Origin of the sequence: Exiguobacterium aurantiacum (genome assembly GCF_024362205.1) — a bacterium.
GTDB lineage: Bacteria > Bacillota > Bacilli > Exiguobacteriales > Exiguobacteriaceae > Exiguobacterium > Exiguobacterium aurantiacum_B.
This window is the reverse complement of the sequence record NZ_CP101462.1, coordinates 1,150,921-1,168,138: the sequence shown is the minus strand read 5'-3', so window position 1 is coordinate 1,168,138 and position 17,218 is coordinate 1,150,921. Positions and strand designations below refer to the sequence as shown.

Below are 17,218 nucleotides of genomic sequence, written 5' to 3'. Positions count from 1 at the left end.
CACCTATCCTTCTCATGCATACCGTGTCATTATATCAAAATCCTAAGTTAATGTGTACGACCTACTACAACAATACCACATATAGTTTTCAGAATAATCATCAAGTGGTTGCTTTTCGAATAACCGTTTGCTACAATTGTGCTTGTTCTGTTGAATGATTACTTGAAGTAATGAGAACATACACTTTCTTGTTTCAGGAGGTGAAATAACATGGCAAATATCAAATCAGCAATCAAACGTGCAAAAACTTCTGAAAAGCGTCGCGTAGCGAACTCGCAAGAGAAAGCAGCAATGCGTACAGCAGTAAAACGTGTTGATACTCTCGTTGTAGAAGGTAACAAAGAAGCTGCTCAAGAAGCTTTCGTCCTCGCTACTAAGAAAATCGACAAGGCTGCAGCAAAAGGTCTTATCCACCAAAACAAAGCAGGTCGTGACAAATCACGTCTCGCAGCTCGCATCGCAGCTCTCTAATTAGAGACTAAAACGAAACAGCCGCCTCCATTAGGAGCCGGCTGTTTTTTCGTATTTCATCACGTAATGGGGTCCGATCCCTGGAATGTCGAACGCGTCCCCGACCGTCACTAATCCGTTCCGTTCATAAAACCGGACGGCAATGGCTCGGGCGTTGCACCACCAAGAGTCGTCGAGCTCGCGGTGGAGCGCCTGCAAGAAGGCCGAACCGATTCCGGTACCAGCGACGTCTTTTGCGGTCGCCATGCCTCGCAGTTGAAGCGGCGCGCGTTCACCAGAAAACTCACGTTCTTGGCGCAGGACGGTCGCGATCGACAACACGCGCCCATCTTCGACCCACGCGTAGTGCCGTGTCGTCTCGGCGTCATCCCCTTCAAAATAACACGCCTCGACCGCCTGCCCCGGACGTAACACGTCATGCCGGAGCGGAATCACGTCTTCTAGTCTCACTTCCTGTAATCCCATGTCTTCACCTCACAGTAATGTCAATTGGCAGACGAGCGTATCGAAGACGACTTGTTTGTCGCCCCGTCCCGTCTTCATCGCCTCGTCCGCGTCAGCGATCAACGTCAGCGAACGGCCGAGCTGGGCCTCCGAGAAATTCCGACTCGCTTGTGAGGCGAGTTTTACCGTGTACGGGTGCGCCCCGATTTTCGAGGCGATTTGTTTCTCGCCATACCCCTTCTCGGTCAACTGTTTGGCGAGATACATATTCCGATACTGTCGGGCGAGGAGCGACAACAGACCAATCAACTCCTGTCCTTGCTTCTCCAAATCCCGGACGAGCCGAAGTGCCGCATCCGCGCGACGGGCCACTAAAAATTCGGACAGCTGGAACACGTTATCCTCGAGTGTCCGCGGGACCAGATCGTTGACGATTTCGATCGGGATGTCGGCCCCGTCGCTCGCATACAGTTGTAATTTTTCAAGCTCGCGCACGAGTTTTCCCCAATCGTCCTGACAGAGGAACAACAGCCGCTCGACGGTTGCCCGCTCCATCTTTTGGCTGCGACGATTTAATTCGTCGCCGACGTAACGCATCAGTTCGGACTGGCTCGGTTTTTTCGCTTCGAGCACGATGGCCCGTTCTTTCAGGCGTTTGACGACTTTTTTTCGTTCATCGAGTTTTTCTGCTTCGATGACAAAGACGAGCACGGAGTAAGGCGCCGGTTGTAACACGTATTCCGTCAAGCGCTCAACGTTTTGTTTCTGTTTCTCTTTCGCCCCCGTCAAAAACTGGGCATGTTTGACGATGACGGTCCGATATTCGCTGAAAAATGGTACCGTCTCTGCTTCATCGAGCGCCGTGTCGAGGGACGTCTCGTGTAAATCGAGCTGCATCACATCAAATTGATCACCAGACGGGTTGGCAGCTTTGATAATCGCCCGTTCCCACGTCTCTAGCAAATATTTCTCTGTCCCAAACAGGACGTACACGTTTGACAACTTTCCGTTATGCAGCCACGGTTCATTCAAAACACACACCACTTTCACAATTTATTCTTATCTAAACATAGATTATCCTTCGGTGATTCGCTATACTTAGGACGGAACCATTTCAAGGAGGGACTCACTATGCATATTAACTCTGTTCGCCCACAAAGCGAAAACCCGTTCGAGAACGACGTACAATGCAAACGTAACGATGCCATCGATTCAGCAATCGGCTTCATCGTCCCGTTCGGCTTTTTCTTCACCATCTTCGCGATTGGTGTCCTCATCAAGTTCTTGAGCCTATAAGTCAGTCAGAAAGCGATTGCCCCGGGGGAGCAATCGCTTTTTTAGTTTATCATAGATTTCATGGAGTGACCGCCCTCGTTACAATCCCGCGACAGCGATTTCCTTCACAGACGACCATCCCATCTTCGTCCGTCCGTAATAACCGTCTGCCCTCGATTCGTTCAAGCGTGTCGGGGTGCGGGTGCCCGTAGCGATTGTTCGCCCCGACGCTGACGACGATCCATTCGGGGTCGACCCGTTCAATCAACTCACGACTCGAAGACGACTCTGCCCCGTGATGTCCGAGCTTGAACACATCGACATCGACGGTCGGGATGCTCCCTTCCCTCGTGTCCGGTAAATCTCCGGTCAATAAATACGACAGGGCCCCGACTTTCATGAACAGCGATACCGAGTTCGCATTCTCATCCTCGCCTGACCCGTGCGGCGCGACGACCCACATCCACGGATACGGCCGGTCTCCGGCCGACAAGAGACGAACCGGGACGTCATACTCGGCCAGAACGGCCAACAATTCGTCCCGCTTGTCACGGTCCGCCACTTCCGCCGAGAGCCATACTTCCTCGACGGGCATCGCCTCGAGCAGCCCGGTCAGTCCTCCAATATGGTCATGGTCGGCATGGGTGAGCAGTAAGAAATCGAGACGACGTTCCCCGCGCTTCCATATATACGGGGCGACGACGTCCGCTCCCGGGTCGTATGTGGAACGCTTTTGTTCGTTCGGGTCTTGATACACCCCGCCGACGTCGATGACCCCGGTCACCTCGCCATATTCGACGACGATGGCATCGCCTTGTCCGACATCTAAAAACGTGACACGGGGCTGCTCGGCCCATTCCAACGTGACGTGCAGGAAGAATAGGGAGCCGAGCGCCAACGCCCACCCCGTCCACCGCTTCCATTCGAGTAAGATTAACCCGCCCCATAATCCGATAGCGAGCGCCACAGCGTGCCAAAACGTGAACTCATGCAACGGGAGCCAAGGTTGCCAGTCATGATGCAATTGGAACGTCCCATTCAAACCGTCGAGGACCGGGTGCAACAACGGTTCGGCCGCCGGCACGATGTACGTGAGAAACGCGATCGGGATGATGACCCAAGCGATCAACAATCCGACGAGCACGTTATAGACCGGTGCCAATATGGATAGAATCGATTGCACGGGCCATAGGAAGATGAGACCGAACCATTGCGCATAGACGGCCAAGCCGAACGGTCCATGCCAAATCGACCGCGTCACGAGCAAGAACAACGTCATCACGATCGTCAATTGAAACCCCAAGTTCCATAACAAATACGGTTGCATCGCGAGCAACATCGCGCCACACCAACTCAGTAGCCGAATCGGGTCGCGGACGTGAATCCCGAACAGCGACAACCCGAGCAACAAGTCGGCGACGAGCACGGCCCGTGCGACCGGGGGCGAAAACCCCGTCATCCAACCGAACAGCGTGACCACGGTGATGATGAGTTGCGTCTTCGTCTCGCGACGGAACGGCAAACCGCGCAGCAACCACCAGAACGCCAAGACGAGGAGGGCGATATGCGACCCTGAGATGACGAGCAGATGTAACAATCCGGTCACTCGATAAGAGAATGACGTCTCTTCATCGAGCATGCGGCTTTCCCCGAATAGGAGCGCCTCCATATAGAGCGCCACGTCCGTCCGGTACGTCGTCTCGATTCTCGTCAGCTGTCGCTCTTTCCAGCGGAGCAGGCGGCCATTCAATCCTACACTCGGACGACACGCCTCGATCGATACGTCGCTCCCTTTGAACGTAAGCCCGGCACCGAGCGCCCAGGACGCCTCATCGAACCCGCCCGTATTGCGTAATGGTGCGAATGGGGTATCCGTGAACGTGACAAGACACGTTTCGCCCGGGCGGCCGAGCGCGATGTCTCGTCCGGTCAACACGCCTTCGGTCCCGGCAATCTGTCCGTACAGCCGGACCGACAGCCCGTTGTCTCGTCGGCTCTCGACCGAGAACACATGTGGACCTTCGGCCGGTATCGCTGTGACGTCTGGACGCATTAGCACGACGAGCACGAGCAGCCCGGCACCAAGATGGGTGTAGACAGATTGACCGCGCCACGTCAAAACGGTCCCGACGGCGATCAGGGTGCCTAGGACGGCCGACCCGTGCGTCCACGCGATCAGGAGGCTGATGGGCAATAAGGGATAGAGTGGCATGTCACGGGACCAATAAATAACCTTTCATGCTCTCTAACGTCTTCTCACCGAACCCTTTGACGTCACCGATGTCTTCGTATGACTTGAACGGGCCGTTCTGTTTCAAGTGGTTGAGGATGGCTTCGGCTTTGGCCGGACCGATTCCCGGTACGGTCATCAGCTCTTCTTTCGTCGCACTGTTGACATGGACCCCGTTCGTCCCGCCGGACGCGTCTTCATTCGGTTGACTCACAAGTGTCTCGCCTTTTTTCGGGACCGTCACTTTCGTCCCGTCGACGAGCAGTTGGGCCAAGTTCAATTGCTCAGGATCAGCCTCATCCGTCAAGACGGCGAGTGACAGTACGTCACCGACACGAGCCCCGTTAGGCATCGTGTACATATCCGGTGCCTCGACCGCCCCGGTCACGTAGACGACGACTTCGGTCGTGACATTCGGTTCAGCTTCCGGTTCGGGTGTCACGACGAACTGTTCGACCATCGGCGTCTCCGGCTCTTTCGAATAAAACATATAGCCCACCCCGATAAACAGTCCGATCAGCAGCACGACGACATATCGCTTCCACTTTTCCATACGTCCCCTCCTCGAGCGAGTCTTTTCTATAGTATGAAGAAACGTTGTCACATGTGCTCGAGCCGAACTCATCGTTTTTCAAGCGCCTACTGGACGAAAGCATGCGCTTCCCATAAACAGCGAGACGACAAAAAAAGAGACAAGCCGAAACTTGTCTCAGTGCTCTTCAAAATGTTGGACTTGGCTCGCGAGTGCCGCAGCCTGTCCTTCTAATTCTTGCATCAAGGCGAAAATCTGATCGAAGCTCGCCTGCTGTTCTTTCATCGAGGCTGCGACTTCCTCGTTCCCTGCCGCAAGTTCTTCGGTGACGCCGCTCACTTCCTCGACCCGTTTCAAGACGTTCGTCACTTCCGAACTTGACGCGACCATCTCACGTTCGATCGTGCTGACGAACGAGGCGACATCGTCGGTACGGTCATGGATCCGGTTGAACGCTTGTTTCGTCAACCCGAACGCCTCGAGCTGTGCCGTCTGTTCCCGACTCGACTCTTCGACCATATCCGTCAAACGGCCGACTTCGTCTCGAATCGTCTGGACGACGCCAAAGATGGAGCGTGTCGCCACGTTGCTTTCCTCGGCCAACTTCTTCACTTCGCTGGCGACGACGGCAAACCCTCGTCCGGCCTCTCCGGCCCGTGCGGCCTCGATGGCCGCGTTCAAGGCGAGCAAGTTCGTCTGGGCGGCGACATCTTCCACGAGCTTCGCCATCTTCTCGATTTCTTCCGTCTTCCGGGCGAAGTCGTCCATCCGATTGACGAGCGATGCGTTGCGTTTGCTCGAACGCTCTAAAATCGCTTCCTGGTCCGTCAACGTCTCGATGCCGGCCGCGACTTCGCGCGTCATCTCAGTCGTCTGTTCGGTCGTCTGCTTCGTCTGGTTCAAACTCGTCTCGAATGAAGTCGCCATGATACCGACCGATTCGAGCGTCTCTTGCAGTTCGGTCGCAATCGACTGCGCCCCGTTTGCCATCTCATCGACGGCGTTCGTGATGTTCGATGTCGTGCTGACCACGGACTCGTTCTCTGCGGCCGCCGTCTCCGTCATATCGTTCACTTTCATCGACGTGACACGGATGGAACCGATGACCGTCTGCAGCGACATTGTCATCTCTCGCATCGCTCGTTCTAAGCGTCCGATTTCATCACGTCGCGTCGAATCCGGCAACGTGATCAATCGACCGGCCGCGATCGCTTCCGCCGCCTCGACATTCCGTTCGAGCGGATGGGTGATCGAGCGGGCAAAGAAGAAATTGTATACACTGAGCGCTCCGATAACGAAGACCGTCAACAATACCGACACGAGCAAGAGACGCTTCGTCTCGCTCGCCGCCTCGGCCTGCAACGCCTCATAGAACGTTCCATTTTTCAAGAGGAGCGTGTTCACGTCGTTCAATACGCCTTCGAGCTTCGCCGCTTGAATCCGGGCCGCGATCCCGCCAGCCTCGGCCGTCTCGACTTCGGCTCCAATCCGCTCATACTTCATCGTCGCACGTTCAAGATGATTCGCGAACTCAGGGATGAGGTACGTTTGTTTCAATGTCGTGAACGTCTCCGTATTCGTCGCCCGGATCCGCTCGAGCTGCGTCAGCGTCGATTGGCTCATCTGCTCACCGAGCGATGTCCAAAGCGACTGTTCCTGCAACAGCGACGTCTCGAGCTGAGACAATTCGATCATCTGTGTACCGTACTGCTCATTATACGTCTGCAGACGGTTGAGCGTCGATAAGACGTAACTCATCATCAAGACAATCAATAAGACCGTGAAGACGGTCGAAAAGATAAACCGTTTCCGTAAGCTCATTTCAGCGTCCCCTCCATCAACTGTTTCTGAAACGCTTCGAACCGTTTCGTCTCTTCGTCATCCCACTGGACACGACGAATAGCGGCCAAACCGACACCGCCTTGATCGATGCCGAGTTCGACATGGGCGTTGAACGCCTTTTCTTCGACCCGGTCCGCAATCTCGACGATGGCCAAGTCGACTTGTTTCAACATTGATGTGATGACCGCGTCCGGCGCGATCATCGATTGATCACTATCGACACCGATGGCCTTGACCCCGTTGCGCTCAGCCGTCTCTAATACACCGACCCCCGTCAGCCCGGCAGCCGCGTACAGCACGTCTGCGCCGGCTTCGATCTGCTTTTCCGCCAATTTGCGCCCGATTTCAGGTGAAGCAAAATCATTGGCGTAATCGACGAGCATCGTCACGTCTTCATTTACACTCTTCGCTCCGAGCTCGAAGCCGGTCCCGAACTTTTGAATCAGTTCGTTGTCGACGCCCCCGATAAAGCCGATTTTGTTCGATTCGGTCTCAAGTCCCGCCACTGCCCCAGCGAGTGCGCTCCCTTCCGTCTCTTGGAACGTTACCGACATGACGTTCGGTAACGTCGATACCGCGTCAATCAACGCGAACTGTTGCTCCGGATGTTCGGCCGCCACCGCTTCCAAGTCTTCTTGACAAGCGAATCCGAGCCCGATGATGACATCATGCCCGTCGGCGACGAGCTGTTCGAACCCGGCTTTATATGTCTCTGTCTCTGCAAGCTCGCGGTAATCGACGAACCAGTCCCCCGTCTCACGGAGTTGTCCCATGCCGCGCATCGCCGCGTCGCTGAACGATTGGTCCCCGAGACCAACATCAGACAACACGACGCCCATCGATTGACGGGTTTCAACGGTTGCTTCGGGCTGGTCAATCACAGACTGACAACCTGGCAACAAAGTCACACATGCAGCCAACAAGCCGATGATGAGTGATTTCTTCATAATAGCTACTTCCTCTCTCTAATGGTCTGACATCTCCCTTATCGTCACAAACCGATCGAATTTGAAGTCTTTCCTATCAAATTTAGAGGAATCCGCACGAAACAAAAAAGCCACAGACGATTGTCTGTGGCTCTCGGCTCACTCTTCCGTCGCGGCGAACGTCGATTCGCTCAATTCGCGATTCGCGCTCGGTTGGACGTTGCCTTTTCCAGCAAAGTTGTCGAGTAAATCTTTCATGTCGATTCCTGATGACGCTTTGAGCGTCTGTTGGAGTGAAGCCATCAAGTCAGTAGCGTAGCCTGTGACTTTGCCGGCCCCCCCATCTTTGCCGCTGCCCGTATCGACGACCGTGATCTTGTCGATATTGCCAAGCGGAGCTGCGATTTGTTTCGCATAGTCCGGAAGCATCTTGACGACCATGTCGAGAATGGCAGCCTGTCCGTACTGTTCGAACGCTTCGGCGATCTTTTGTTTCGCTTCGGCTTCGGCGAGACCCGTCAAGCGGATAATCTCGGCTTCGGCTTCCCCTTTGGCCCGTTCCGAATCAGCTTCGGCCACACCGGCGAGACGGACACGTTCGGCATCGGCTTTCGCTTCCGCTTCGATGCGGTACTTCTCGGCGTCGGCTGCGGCGATTTGACGCGCCTTGTCGGCTTCGGCTGACTGTTCGATCGCATAGCGATCGGCATCGGCCTTCTTCTTCACTTCTGAATCGTATTGCTTCTCACGACGCATAATCTCTTTCTCTTCGAGCTCGATTTGTTTTTGACGCTCGATGATTTGGACTTGCATCTGTTGCTCCGTAACTTCTTGTTTAGCGCGGGCTTCTTCAAGTTCATACGCTTGGTCGGCCCGGGCTTTGGCGACGTCTTGCTCGCGGCGATAAGCCGCGATGCGAAGCTGATTCTCTTTCTCGGCTTCGGCGATTTCAGAAGCGCGTTCAAGTTCCGCTTTCTTCGCATCTTTCATCGCTTCCGCTTGTTTGATCCGTGTCTCTTTGTCCGCTTCGGCCGTCGCGATATCGGCATCTCGTTTCACTTGCGCGATTCGCGGTTTACCGAGCGATTCGAGATAGCCGTTCTTGTCGCGGACGTCTTTAATCGTGAACGAGACGATGACGAGGCCCATCTTGGCCAAATCTTGTGAGGCGACGCGTTGGACTTCTTGTGAGAACTTGTCGCGGTTCTTATAAATCTCTTCGACCGTCATTGAACCGAGGATGGAACGAAGGTGACCTTCGAGCACTTCTTTCGCCTCGTTCTCGCGTTCGATTTTCGGCTTGCCGAGGAACTGCTCTGCCGCCGTGGCGATTTCGCTAATCGAGCCACCGATTTTGATGATGGCCGTTCCGTCCGCCATGACCGGCACGCCTTGCTCGGTATACACTTCCGGTGTCGTGACTTCAAGTTTGCTCGAAAGAAGGCTGAGCGGTTCTGCCTGCTGGAACACCGGCAAGACGAACGTCCCGCCTCCACGAATGATCTTCACGCGATTGCCTGACGCATCGCTATGGACGTTCTTTTTGCCCAAGTAGCTACCTGTGACGATGAGCGCCTCATCCGGTCCGACTGTACGATATTTCAAGACGAATACGAAAATCAAGGCGAGCAAGATCACCCCGACGATAATACTGACTAAAATGGCTGTGCTCATAAGTTAAAACTCCTTTCGGATTGTCGGTTCGTCATATTCCATGACAACCGCAATGTTTCGTTCGACTTCGATGATGATGACACGGCGATCACTAGGAATCGCCTTGCCGTCCACACTTTGGGCCGTCTTCAAAATCGAACCGATGACCGATTCGACGAGTACTTCACCGTAGCCGCCTTCAGGAACGGGGACGGTCAACCGCCCGACGAGTCCGACGAGCGATTCATCGGTCATCCCTATCGATTCTTCCGCGTTCGATAACGGCAAGAGGACAAATAAGTACAGGAGCGTCGTGAGCGCGAATGAGCCGACAAGCGCGACGGCAAGTCCAATCATCGGGGACACATGGGCGAGCGCGTTCAGAATCAGACCGATACCCGCACCGAGCGCTAAAAAGGATAAGATGACAGCGGGATTGAACCAACCATCAAATATATCGAACGCATCTGAAAAAATCATGTACACGAATGTACCGAGACCGGCGATGATGAGTACCCACCAATACAGCTGATCTAACGATTCCATTACCACTCCTCCTCGACGCGACGCTGTCGTTCGTACGAAAGGACGCGGCGCAAATGTTCGACTTCGAGCGCGAGCGCCTGTTCAATCGTATCCCATTCCGTCAAAGGCCGGGTCGGTTGCTCGACCGACTGCCGCACACGTCCTAACGTCTGTTCGAGACGAGAGCGATCGTAACGATCGACCGCTTCCGTCCGTTCTTGTCGCAATAGCGATAAATAATGATCGACTTCCGCTTGCAACGCAATGATTTGTTCGGTCGCCGCGACCGACGATTCTTGCATCAGCAGGCGACGCACCCTGACTTGATGGGCGATCAGCTTAGCAATCCGGGCCTCTAGCTCGAGAATATGTTTATAGAGAGATTCTGCCTCATCTTCATCCGTGTCATCGCGCCACCACATCTCCGACTCACCTCACTTCTTTCTTTACTCACTTGTCTATACGTTTAGAGCGAAACTTTGGTTTCAAAATATCTAAAAAAAATGTAAGATTGATTTGCTAGAGTTAGAAAGGAAGTGCTCACGTTGGGCAATCAAGTCATCAAATTGTCGACCGCAGCCCAAGAAGAACTCATTGCGAGTTACCAGATGCATGCGGTCAAGCCACCACCATACGCGCGGTTTAGCGCCAAGACACCTCAGTGTGTGATTACCGTCTACAATTCGGGTAAAGTCATGTTCCAAGGACGCGATGCCGACACGGAAGCCGCCAAATGGGGAACGAGCATAAAAAAAGAACCGAGTGTTCCAAAAAATGTTCTACCGGAAGGCTTTTCGGATTGGTCTGTCATCGGGAGTGACGAAGTTGGGAAAGGTGATTATTTCGGACCGCTCGTCGTCGTCGCTGCCTACGTGCCAAAAGAGAAAATCGCTCTCGTCAAAGAGCTCGGCGTCAAAGATTCCAAGTTGTTATCGGACACAGAGATCGTCCGCATCGCCAAAGATTTGCACGTCACCATCACGTATCAGAAAGCGACGTTGCACAATCCGGCATATAATAAGATGCAACGGACGATGACGCAAGGCAAAATGACGGCCATCGCCCATAATGCCGCCTTGTCGGCCTTATTAAAGAAGCTCGATGCGACGCCTGACGCGATTTTAATCGACCAGTTTGCTGAACAGAACGTCTATTACAACCATTTACGGTCTGAAAAGGCGGTCGTCAAAAACGATGTCTATTTCTCGACGAAAGCGGAAGGACTGCACGTCGCCGTGGCCGCCGCCTCGATTCTCGCCCGCGCCCTCTTTTTAAAAGAAATGGACAAGTTGAGTGCGACACTCGGCGTCACGTTACCGAAAGGCGCCGGCGCCAAAGTCGACCAAGTCGCGGCCGAATTGATTATCCGTTACGGCCAATCTCGTTTGAATGAGATCGCGAAAGTTCACTTCGCCAACACGAAAAAAGCGATCCGGTTGAGCGAGTTGAAACGATAGTCCTACATTTGTAGATATGGTATATTGTTTTTAGGGTTTAATGAACTTAAAAATTTTTGGAGGATAGCGTTCATGTTGCATTATAAAACGTACACATTAAGCGACGACCACCCTTGGGTCATCTTCATCCATGGCGCGGGTGGAAGTCTGTCGCATTGGTATCGTCAAATTCGGCCGTTCAAAAAGAAATATAACGTGCTCTTGCTCGACCTGCGCGGACACGGCGGCTCTTACAACGCAGAACAGTCGTTGAATCAACCGCTGAACGCGTACACGCTCGACGTCGTTGTCGAAGACGTCGTCGAGGTCATGGACCACTTACAGATTGAAAAAGGTCACATGGTCGGCCTATCGCTCGGGACGATCGTCATTCAAGCGATGTTCGAGCACCATCCGGAACGGATCGCTTCGGTCGTGCTCGGTGGGGCCATCGTCAAGTTCAACGTCCGCTCGACGTTGTTGATCCGACTCGGTAGTCTCGTGCAGAGCTTCGTGCCGTACATGTGGCTGTATCAGCTGTTCGCGTGGATCTTGTTACCGAAAAAACGTCATAAGAAATCGCGCATGATGTTCGTCCGTGATGCAGCCAACTTATGTCAGCGCGAGTTTATCCGCTGGTTCAAGATGACCGAGAATATGAATCCATTGCTTCGCCATTTCTCTTCGATCGAGACGAACGTACCGATTCTCTATATTATGGGTGACGAGGACTACATGTTCCTTGAAGCCGTCGAACGGACCGCGAAACATCAACCGACGGCTCGGGTCCAAGTCGTCACTGACTCGGGTCACGTCGTCAATGTCGACCAACCCGATCATTTCAATTCGATCTCGATGGCATTCATCGATCAACAAGTTGGCTCACTGGCAGTCAGCACGTCTTAATACAAGACGACCCTTCATCGGGTCGTCTTTCTTTTTGGGTTGCTTTCTATTTTTTTCAAATAAATTTTCAGAAAATATTGATTATTGAAAAATATCGTGTTACTCTTAGACAAATCTTAACAAACGGAGGAGCTGGCAATGATGAAAACCCATGCGCAACACGGCCTACTGATTATTATTCGACTGAGGGACTGAAAATCGACTCGATGACCGAGACGAATTTTTGGGCCCTTGTTTCGATGGTTTCGGACGAGGCGCTCATGGTATGACCGACGCGCCTATCCCATCCGGATAGGTTTTTTTATTGGATTGACACACATAGAGGAGATGATGGAAGTGAAACAGTACGCAATGGATCGAATGATCAAAATATCAGCAGGAATGGCTAGTGCCGTCCTCGTCACGCTCGGGGTCGGACTCTTGATTGAAACGATTGGGAAGATGGCCGGAATCGAGACACTCGTCTTGATCGGGCAAGTCGCGAAATCATTGCTCGCCCCGGCACTCGGTGCCGGTGTCGCCTATCAGCTCGGCGGCAACACGCTCATTTTGTTCAGTTCGATGATTGCGGCAACCGTCGGTGGTGCCGCGCTCCAAGCGACCGAGAGCGGGCTCGTGCTCGTGCCCGGTCAACCGATCAGCGCCTTGATCGCGGCAGCGGCTGCGGTATGGTTAGGTAAACGTGTCCTCGGGAAAACGAAATTTGATATGATGGTCGTCCCAGTCACGGCCGTCCTCGGGGGCGGCATCGTCGGAGTCGGTGCAGCCGCCGTCACGACGCCACTCATCAACTCGATCAGTGCGAGCATCACCGCTTCGGTCAATACATCGCCAATCGCGACATCGCTCGTCATCGCGCTCGTCTTCAGTGTCATGCTCATGTCTCCGGCTTCATCGGCCGCACTCGCCATCGCGCTCCAGCTCGACCCAGTCGCCAGTGCCGCCGCGTTGATTGGATGTACGGCTCAGTTCGTCGGCTTCACGCTCATGGCATATCGTCAAACAGATCCAGGCGGTTTGGTCGCCTCGTTCTTCGTCACACCGAAAGTGCAGTTCCCGAACGTCGTCAAAAACCCTCGGGTCGTCATGCCACCGTTCATCGCAGCGATGATCAGTGCCCCGATCGCGACGCTCGTCTTCTCACTCGAAGTCCCATACGAGATCGCTGGACTCGGGCTCAACTCGTTGATTGCGCCACTCAACATCCTTGCTGCGCAAGGAATGGACGCGTTCCTCATCTTCGTTGGGACCGGAGTCGTCCTTCCAGCCGTCATCACGCTCGTCTTGTACAAAGTGACATGCCTCGTCGGTTGGACGAAGTTCGGCGACTTGGCTCTTGAAGTTCAATAATCACAAAAAAGCGGTGTCCACTTAAAAAATGGACACCGCTTTTTGAATTACGCGCGAACTTCCGCACCGTGGGCCGCTTGAACGGCCGTAAGGATCGCTTCATATGACGCCGTCACTTCTTCATCTTGAAGGGTACGGGTCGGATCTTGATACTTGAGCGAGAAGGCGATCGATTTCTCATCGTCCCCGACGTTCTCGCCGACATACACATCGAACAAGGCGAGATCGATCAGGAGCGGTCCAGCCGCCTGTTTGATCGTCGCTTCGACTTGACCGGCCGGGATGTCCCGCTTCAAGACGAGCGCCAAGTCGCGTGAGATCGACGGGAAACGCGGCACGTCTTCATAGACGAGTTGGGCCGTCTCATTCAATACGTCCAAGTCGAGTTCGAATACGTACACTTCTTTCAAACCGTACGCTTCTTTCGACACTCCCGGATGGACTTGACCGACGTAGCCGATGACATGTCCGTCAACGAGGACGTTCGCAGTCCGGCCCGGATGCATATCCGCAATCGTCGCCGCCTCATATGTCGCCTCGATGCGTAGCGTATGCAACAGTGTATCGACGATTCCTTTGGCGACGAAATAATCGACCGGTACACGCGTACCTTGTGAACGATGGTCATACCAGAGTCCCGTCAATACGCCGGCGACGCGCTCGGTTTCACGTGGCAACGTCTCGCCTTGCTCGACATAGACGCGTCCTGTCTCATACAATCGCACGTTCACTTGTTGACGCGACGTATTGTAACGAGCCGCCTCAAGCAAACCTGGGACGAGCGACGTCCGGAGCACCGAGCGTTCTTCACTCATCGGCATCGCCAAGTTCACTTGCGTCAAGTCGGACCCAGTGAAGCGTGAGGCGTTCCCGACGCTCGTGAGCGAGTAGGTGATGGCTTGCGACAGCCCTGTGCCTTGGAGGACACGACGGACGCGACGACGCAACACGTTCTCTTTCGGGAGGTACCCTTTCGAGTGTGACGCCGGAAGTGTCGACGGAAGACTGTCATAGCCGTAGAGACGCGCTACTTCTTCTGTGATGTCAGCCGGCAACTCCAAGTCCGGGCGACGTGACGGTACGTAAACCGTCAACGTCTCGTCCCCGGTCACATCGAGACCGAGACGTTCCAAGATGCGGACGATCGTTGCTTGCTCGAGGTCCATCCCGAGTCGATGGTTGATATATGCGACTGAGACGTCAATCGTTCGCGCCGCCGAGTCTTTGTCCCCGGCGATAACGATGTCGCTGATCGTGCCACCGCTCACTTCGACGATGAGTTCGGCCGCACGGTCAAGCGCCAATTGCAATCGTTCTGGGTCGACTCCTTTTTCGAAGCGGGCACTCGAATCCGAGCGTAAACCGAGTGTCCGGCTCGTCTTACGGACCGATGCCGGTGCGAAGTAAGCTGACTCGAGGATGATGCTCGACGTCGTCGCATCGACTTCGGTGTTCGCTCCACCCATGACGCCGGCGATGGCGACAGGCTGTTCGCCGTCCGTGATGACCATCATCGAGGCATCGAGCGTGCGCGTCACGTCATCGAGCGTGATGATTTCTTCGCCGTCATGTGCTTGACGAACGGCAATCGTCGTACCGAGTTTCGCCGTATCGAACGCATGAAGCGGTTGACCGAGCTCGAGCATGACGTAGTTCGTCACGTCAACGACGTTATTGATTGGACGGACGCCTTCTGCGATCAATACGTTCTTCAACCACTGTGGTGAATCTCCGATCGTGACGCCGTCGACGCGACGTGTCGCATAGTACGGGCAGTTGTCCGTCTCGAGACGCACACTGACCGTATTAGGTGTATCAGTCGTCACATCTGCTGTCGGTAACGTGTACGGACGCTCGAGGATGGCCGCGACTTCATGGATTATTCCGTATAGGCTCAAGCAATCCGAGCGGTTCGGTGTCAATCCGAGCTCGATCACTTCATCGTCGAGGTCTAACAATTGAATGACGTCCGCACCGACTTCGACCGGTTCGCGGAACGTGTGAATGCCGTCCTGCTCGTCTTCGCGAATTTGTTTTTTCTCGAACCCGAGTTCCTCGAGCGAGCAAATCATCCCTTGCGACTCGACACCACGCAATTTCGCTTTTTTGATTTTGAGTCCTGGGAGACGAGCGCCGACCGTCGCCACGATGACGTGCTGTCCGGCCGCGACGTTCGGTGCGCCGCAAACGATTTGAACCGGGCTGTCCGCACCGATATCAACCGTCGTCACGTTCAACTTGTCCGCCTCCGGATGTTTCTCGCAAGCGAGGACATGACCGACGACGAGCCCTGACAATCCTTCGGCACGGCTGACGACACTCTCGACTTCGATCCCATTTTTCGTGATCAAGTCACCGAGTTCTTGCCCGCTCAAGTCTGATACATCAATATATTGATTCAACCATTTTTTCGATAATAACATGTGTGATCCCCCTTAGAATTGCTCGATGAAACGTAGGTCGTTTGTATAGAAGTGGCGGATATCATCCACCCCATGTTTTAACATCGCCATCCGCTCGACTCCGATTCCGAATGCGAAACCAGACATCTTCGTGGCGTCATATTCGGCCATCTCGAGCACGCGTGGATGGACCATACCGCCTCCGAGAATCTCGATCCAGCCTGTTCCCTTACAGACGTTGCAGCCTTTACCACCGCATTTGAAGCAAGAGATATCCACTTCGACCGACGGTTCCGTGAACGGGAAGAAGCTCGGGCGAAGACGAATCTCACGCGTCTCGCCGAACAGTTGCTTGACGAACACTTCGAGCGTGCCTTTCAAATCGGCCATCGAGATATGCTCATCGACGACGAGCCCTTCGATTTGCATGAACTGATGTGAGTGCGTCGCGTCGTCCTCGTCACGGCGGTACACTTTACCCGGACAGATGATGCGAATCGGCTTCCCATCGGCTTGAAGCATCGTCCGGGCCTGAACCGGTGACGTATGCGTCCGGAGCAACGTCTCGTCCGTGATGTAGAATGAATCCTGCATATCACGGGCCGGGTGGTCTTTCGGAAGGTTGAGCATCTCGAAGTTGTATAGGTCCGTCTCGACTTCAGGGCCTTCGGCGATCGTATAGCCGAGCCCGACGAACAAGTCCTCCATCTCATCGACGATTTGTTGGAGCAAATGGGTGTGTCCTGGCAGTGTCGTCCGTCCTGGCAGTGTGACATCGATTGTCTCAGCCGCGAGTTTCGCTTCGAGTTCGACTGCCTTTACTTCCTCGATTCGTGCTTCTAACGTGTCTTGGATCGTCGCGCGGACCGTGTTGACCAACTCACCGACGACCGGGCGCTCTTCAGGAGACAGTTTCCCCATCCCACGAAGTACCTCGGTCATTGGACCTTTCTTCCCTAAATATTTGATTCGGACATCGTTCAATTCTTTTTGCGACGATGCCGCTTGAATCTCGTGCAATGCATCTTGTTGTAATTGCTCTAACTGTTCTTTCATCCTTATTTCCTCCTCTACAAAAAAAGTCCCTTCAGTCGATGACTGAAGGGACGAATAATCGCGGTACCACCCTACTTGGCCGAAGTCGGCCCACTTGAGAGCATCGGTATCGGGATGCTACCCCGGTGTTGTCTCCAACACGACTCGAGAGTGAATTCAGCGCCGCCCTC

Annotated in this window: 16 protein-coding genes; 5 read left to right on the top strand and 11 right to left on the bottom strand. The window is 54.1% G+C overall.

Annotated features, from left to right (window positions below; all coding sequences use genetic code 11):
* Positions 1-210 precede the first annotated feature (210 nt).
* Positions 211-471, top strand: coding sequence for a 30S ribosomal protein S20 (gene rpsT / locus NMQ00_RS06045; RefSeq protein ID WP_034778152.1), 261 nt, complete (start codon positions 211-213; stop codon positions 469-471).
* A 30-nt stretch (positions 472-501) separates the two neighbouring features.
* On the opposite strand, the gene NMQ00_RS06040 is transcribed toward rpsT, so the two are convergent.
* Together NMQ00_RS06040 and holA are read right to left on the bottom strand one after the other, a co-directional pair.
* On the bottom strand, positions 502-936 hold the full coding sequence (locus NMQ00_RS06040; RefSeq protein WP_255178352.1) for a GNAT family N-acetyltransferase: 435 nt from the start codon (positions 934-936) through the stop codon (positions 502-504).
* Between the two features lie 9 nt (positions 937-945).
* Complete coding sequence (holA, locus tag NMQ00_RS06035; RefSeq protein WP_255178686.1) at positions 946-1,956, bottom strand: DNA polymerase III subunit delta; 1,011 nt, start codon at positions 1,954-1,956, stop codon at positions 946-948.
* A 90-nt stretch (positions 1,957-2,046) separates the two neighbouring features.
* Here holA and NMQ00_RS06030 point away from each other — a divergent pair, with 90 nt between their 5' ends.
* Positions 2,047-2,211, top strand: a complete 165-nt coding sequence (locus NMQ00_RS06030; RefSeq protein ID WP_016508105.1) for a YqzM family protein — start codon at positions 2,047-2,049, stop codon at positions 2,209-2,211.
* Between the two features lie 58 nt (positions 2,212-2,269).
* On the opposite strand, the gene NMQ00_RS06025 is transcribed toward NMQ00_RS06030, so the two are convergent.
* The 7 genes from NMQ00_RS06025 to NMQ00_RS05995 form a co-directional block, all read right to left on the bottom strand.
* A complete protein-coding gene (locus NMQ00_RS06025; protein WP_255178351.1) occupies positions 2,270-4,402 on the bottom strand; it encodes a ComEC/Rec2 family competence protein in 2,133 nt (710 codons plus the stop codon).
* A gap of 1 nt (position 4,403) precedes the next feature.
* Positions 4,404-4,973, bottom strand: a complete 570-nt coding sequence (locus NMQ00_RS06020; RefSeq protein WP_255178350.1) for a helix-hairpin-helix domain-containing protein — start codon at positions 4,971-4,973, stop codon at positions 4,404-4,406.
* Positions 4,974-5,129: 156 nt separating this feature from the next.
* On the bottom strand, positions 5,130-6,773 hold the full coding sequence (locus NMQ00_RS06015; protein WP_255178349.1) for a methyl-accepting chemotaxis protein: 1,644 nt from the start codon (positions 6,771-6,773) through the stop codon (positions 5,130-5,132).
* Positions 6,770-7,741, bottom strand: a complete 972-nt coding sequence (locus NMQ00_RS06010) for a BMP family lipoprotein (RefSeq protein ID WP_255178348.1) — start codon at positions 7,739-7,741, stop codon at positions 6,770-6,772. Before NMQ00_RS06010 ends, NMQ00_RS06015 begins: the two co-directional genes overlap by 4 nt.
* 138 nt (positions 7,742-7,879) lie before the next feature.
* Positions 7,880-9,394, bottom strand: coding sequence for a flotillin lipid rafts scaffold protein FloT (locus tag NMQ00_RS06005; protein WP_255178347.1), 1,515 nt, complete (start codon positions 9,392-9,394; stop codon positions 7,880-7,882).
* A 3-nt stretch (positions 9,395-9,397) separates the two neighbouring features.
* Complete coding sequence (locus tag NMQ00_RS06000; RefSeq protein WP_255178346.1) at positions 9,398-9,919, bottom strand: NfeD family protein; 522 nt, start codon at positions 9,917-9,919, stop codon at positions 9,398-9,400.
* On the bottom strand, positions 9,919-10,320 hold the full coding sequence (locus NMQ00_RS05995) for a hypothetical protein (protein ID WP_255178345.1): 402 nt from the start codon (positions 10,318-10,320) through the stop codon (positions 9,919-9,921). The genes NMQ00_RS06000 and NMQ00_RS05995 overlap by 1 nt, the downstream gene beginning before the upstream one ends.
* 123 nt (positions 10,321-10,443) lie before the next feature.
* Here NMQ00_RS05995 and rnhC point away from each other — a divergent pair, with 123 nt between their 5' ends.
* The 3 genes from rnhC to NMQ00_RS05980 all read left to right on the top strand — a co-directional run bounded on the left by rnhC (position 10,444) and on the right by NMQ00_RS05980 (position 13,590).
* On the top strand, positions 10,444-11,355 hold the full coding sequence (rnhC, locus tag NMQ00_RS05990) for a ribonuclease HIII (protein WP_255178344.1): 912 nt from the start codon (positions 10,444-10,446) through the stop codon (positions 11,353-11,355).
* A 72-nt stretch (positions 11,356-11,427) separates the two neighbouring features.
* Positions 11,428-12,240, top strand: a complete 813-nt coding sequence (locus NMQ00_RS05985; protein WP_255178343.1) for an alpha/beta fold hydrolase — start codon at positions 11,428-11,430, stop codon at positions 12,238-12,240.
* A 327-nt stretch (positions 12,241-12,567) separates the two neighbouring features.
* The gene (locus tag NMQ00_RS05980) at positions 12,568-13,590 is read left to right on the top strand and encodes a PTS sugar transporter subunit IIC (protein WP_034796886.1); all 1,023 of its coding nucleotides are present in this window, start codon (positions 12,568-12,570) and stop codon (positions 13,588-13,590) included.
* Positions 13,591-13,637: 47 nt separating this feature from the next.
* Here NMQ00_RS05980 and pheT read toward each other — a convergent pair whose 3' ends face one another.
* Both pheT and pheS read right to left on the bottom strand, forming a co-directional pair.
* On the bottom strand, positions 13,638-16,013 hold the full coding sequence (pheT, locus tag NMQ00_RS05975; RefSeq protein ID WP_255178342.1) for a phenylalanine--tRNA ligase subunit beta: 2,376 nt from the start codon (positions 16,011-16,013) through the stop codon (positions 13,638-13,640).
* Between the two features lie 12 nt (positions 16,014-16,025).
* Positions 16,026-17,048: a phenylalanine--tRNA ligase subunit alpha gene (gene pheS / locus NMQ00_RS05970; protein WP_255178341.1), complete on the bottom strand. Its 1,023-nt coding sequence runs from the start codon at positions 17,046-17,048 to the stop codon at positions 16,026-16,028.
* Positions 17,049-17,218 lie beyond the last annotated feature (170 nt).

Bases quoted from the DNA above. Each gene is read 5' to 3' on its own strand.
- NMQ00_RS06010 (WP_255178348.1), bottom strand. From the start codon at position 7,741: ATGAAGAAATCACTCATCATCGGCTTGTTGGCTGCATGTGTGACTTTG.
- pheS (WP_255178341.1), bottom strand. From the start codon at position 17,048: ATGAAAGAACAGTTAGAGCAATTACAACAAGATGCATTGCACGAGATT.
- NMQ00_RS06000 (WP_255178346.1), bottom strand. From the start codon at position 9,919: ATGGAATCGTTAGATCAGCTGTATTGGTGGGTACTCATCATCGCCGGT.
- NMQ00_RS06040 (WP_255178352.1), bottom strand. From the start codon at position 936: ATGGGATTACAGGAAGTGAGACTAGAAGACGTGATTCCGCTCCGGCAT.
- NMQ00_RS05980 (WP_034796886.1), top strand. From the start codon at position 12,568: ATGATGGAAGTGAAACAGTACGCAATGGATCGAATGATCAAAATATCA.
- NMQ00_RS05995 (WP_255178345.1), bottom strand. From the start codon at position 10,320: ATGTGGTGGCGCGATGACACGGATGAAGATGAGGCAGAATCTCTCTAT.
- NMQ00_RS06025 (WP_255178351.1), bottom strand. From the start codon at position 4,402: ATGCCACTCTATCCCTTATTGCCCATCAGCCTCCTGATCGCGTGGACG.
- rpsT (WP_034778152.1), top strand. From the start codon at position 211: ATGGCAAATATCAAATCAGCAATCAAACGTGCAAAAACTTCTGAAAAG.
- NMQ00_RS05985 (WP_255178343.1), top strand. From the start codon at position 11,428: ATGTTGCATTATAAAACGTACACATTAAGCGACGACCACCCTTGGGTC.
- NMQ00_RS06015 (WP_255178349.1), bottom strand. From the start codon at position 6,773: ATGAGCTTACGGAAACGGTTTATCTTTTCGACCGTCTTCACGGTCTTA.
- pheT (WP_255178342.1), bottom strand. From the start codon at position 16,013: ATGTTATTATCGAAAAAATGGTTGAATCAATATATTGATGTATCAGAC.
- NMQ00_RS06030 (WP_016508105.1), top strand. From the start codon at position 2,047: ATGCATATTAACTCTGTTCGCCCACAAAGCGAAAACCCGTTCGAGAAC.
- NMQ00_RS06020 (WP_255178350.1), bottom strand. From the start codon at position 4,973: ATGGAAAAGTGGAAGCGATATGTCGTCGTGCTGCTGATCGGACTGTTT.
- NMQ00_RS06005 (WP_255178347.1), bottom strand. From the start codon at position 9,394: ATGAGCACAGCCATTTTAGTCAGTATTATCGTCGGGGTGATCTTGCTC.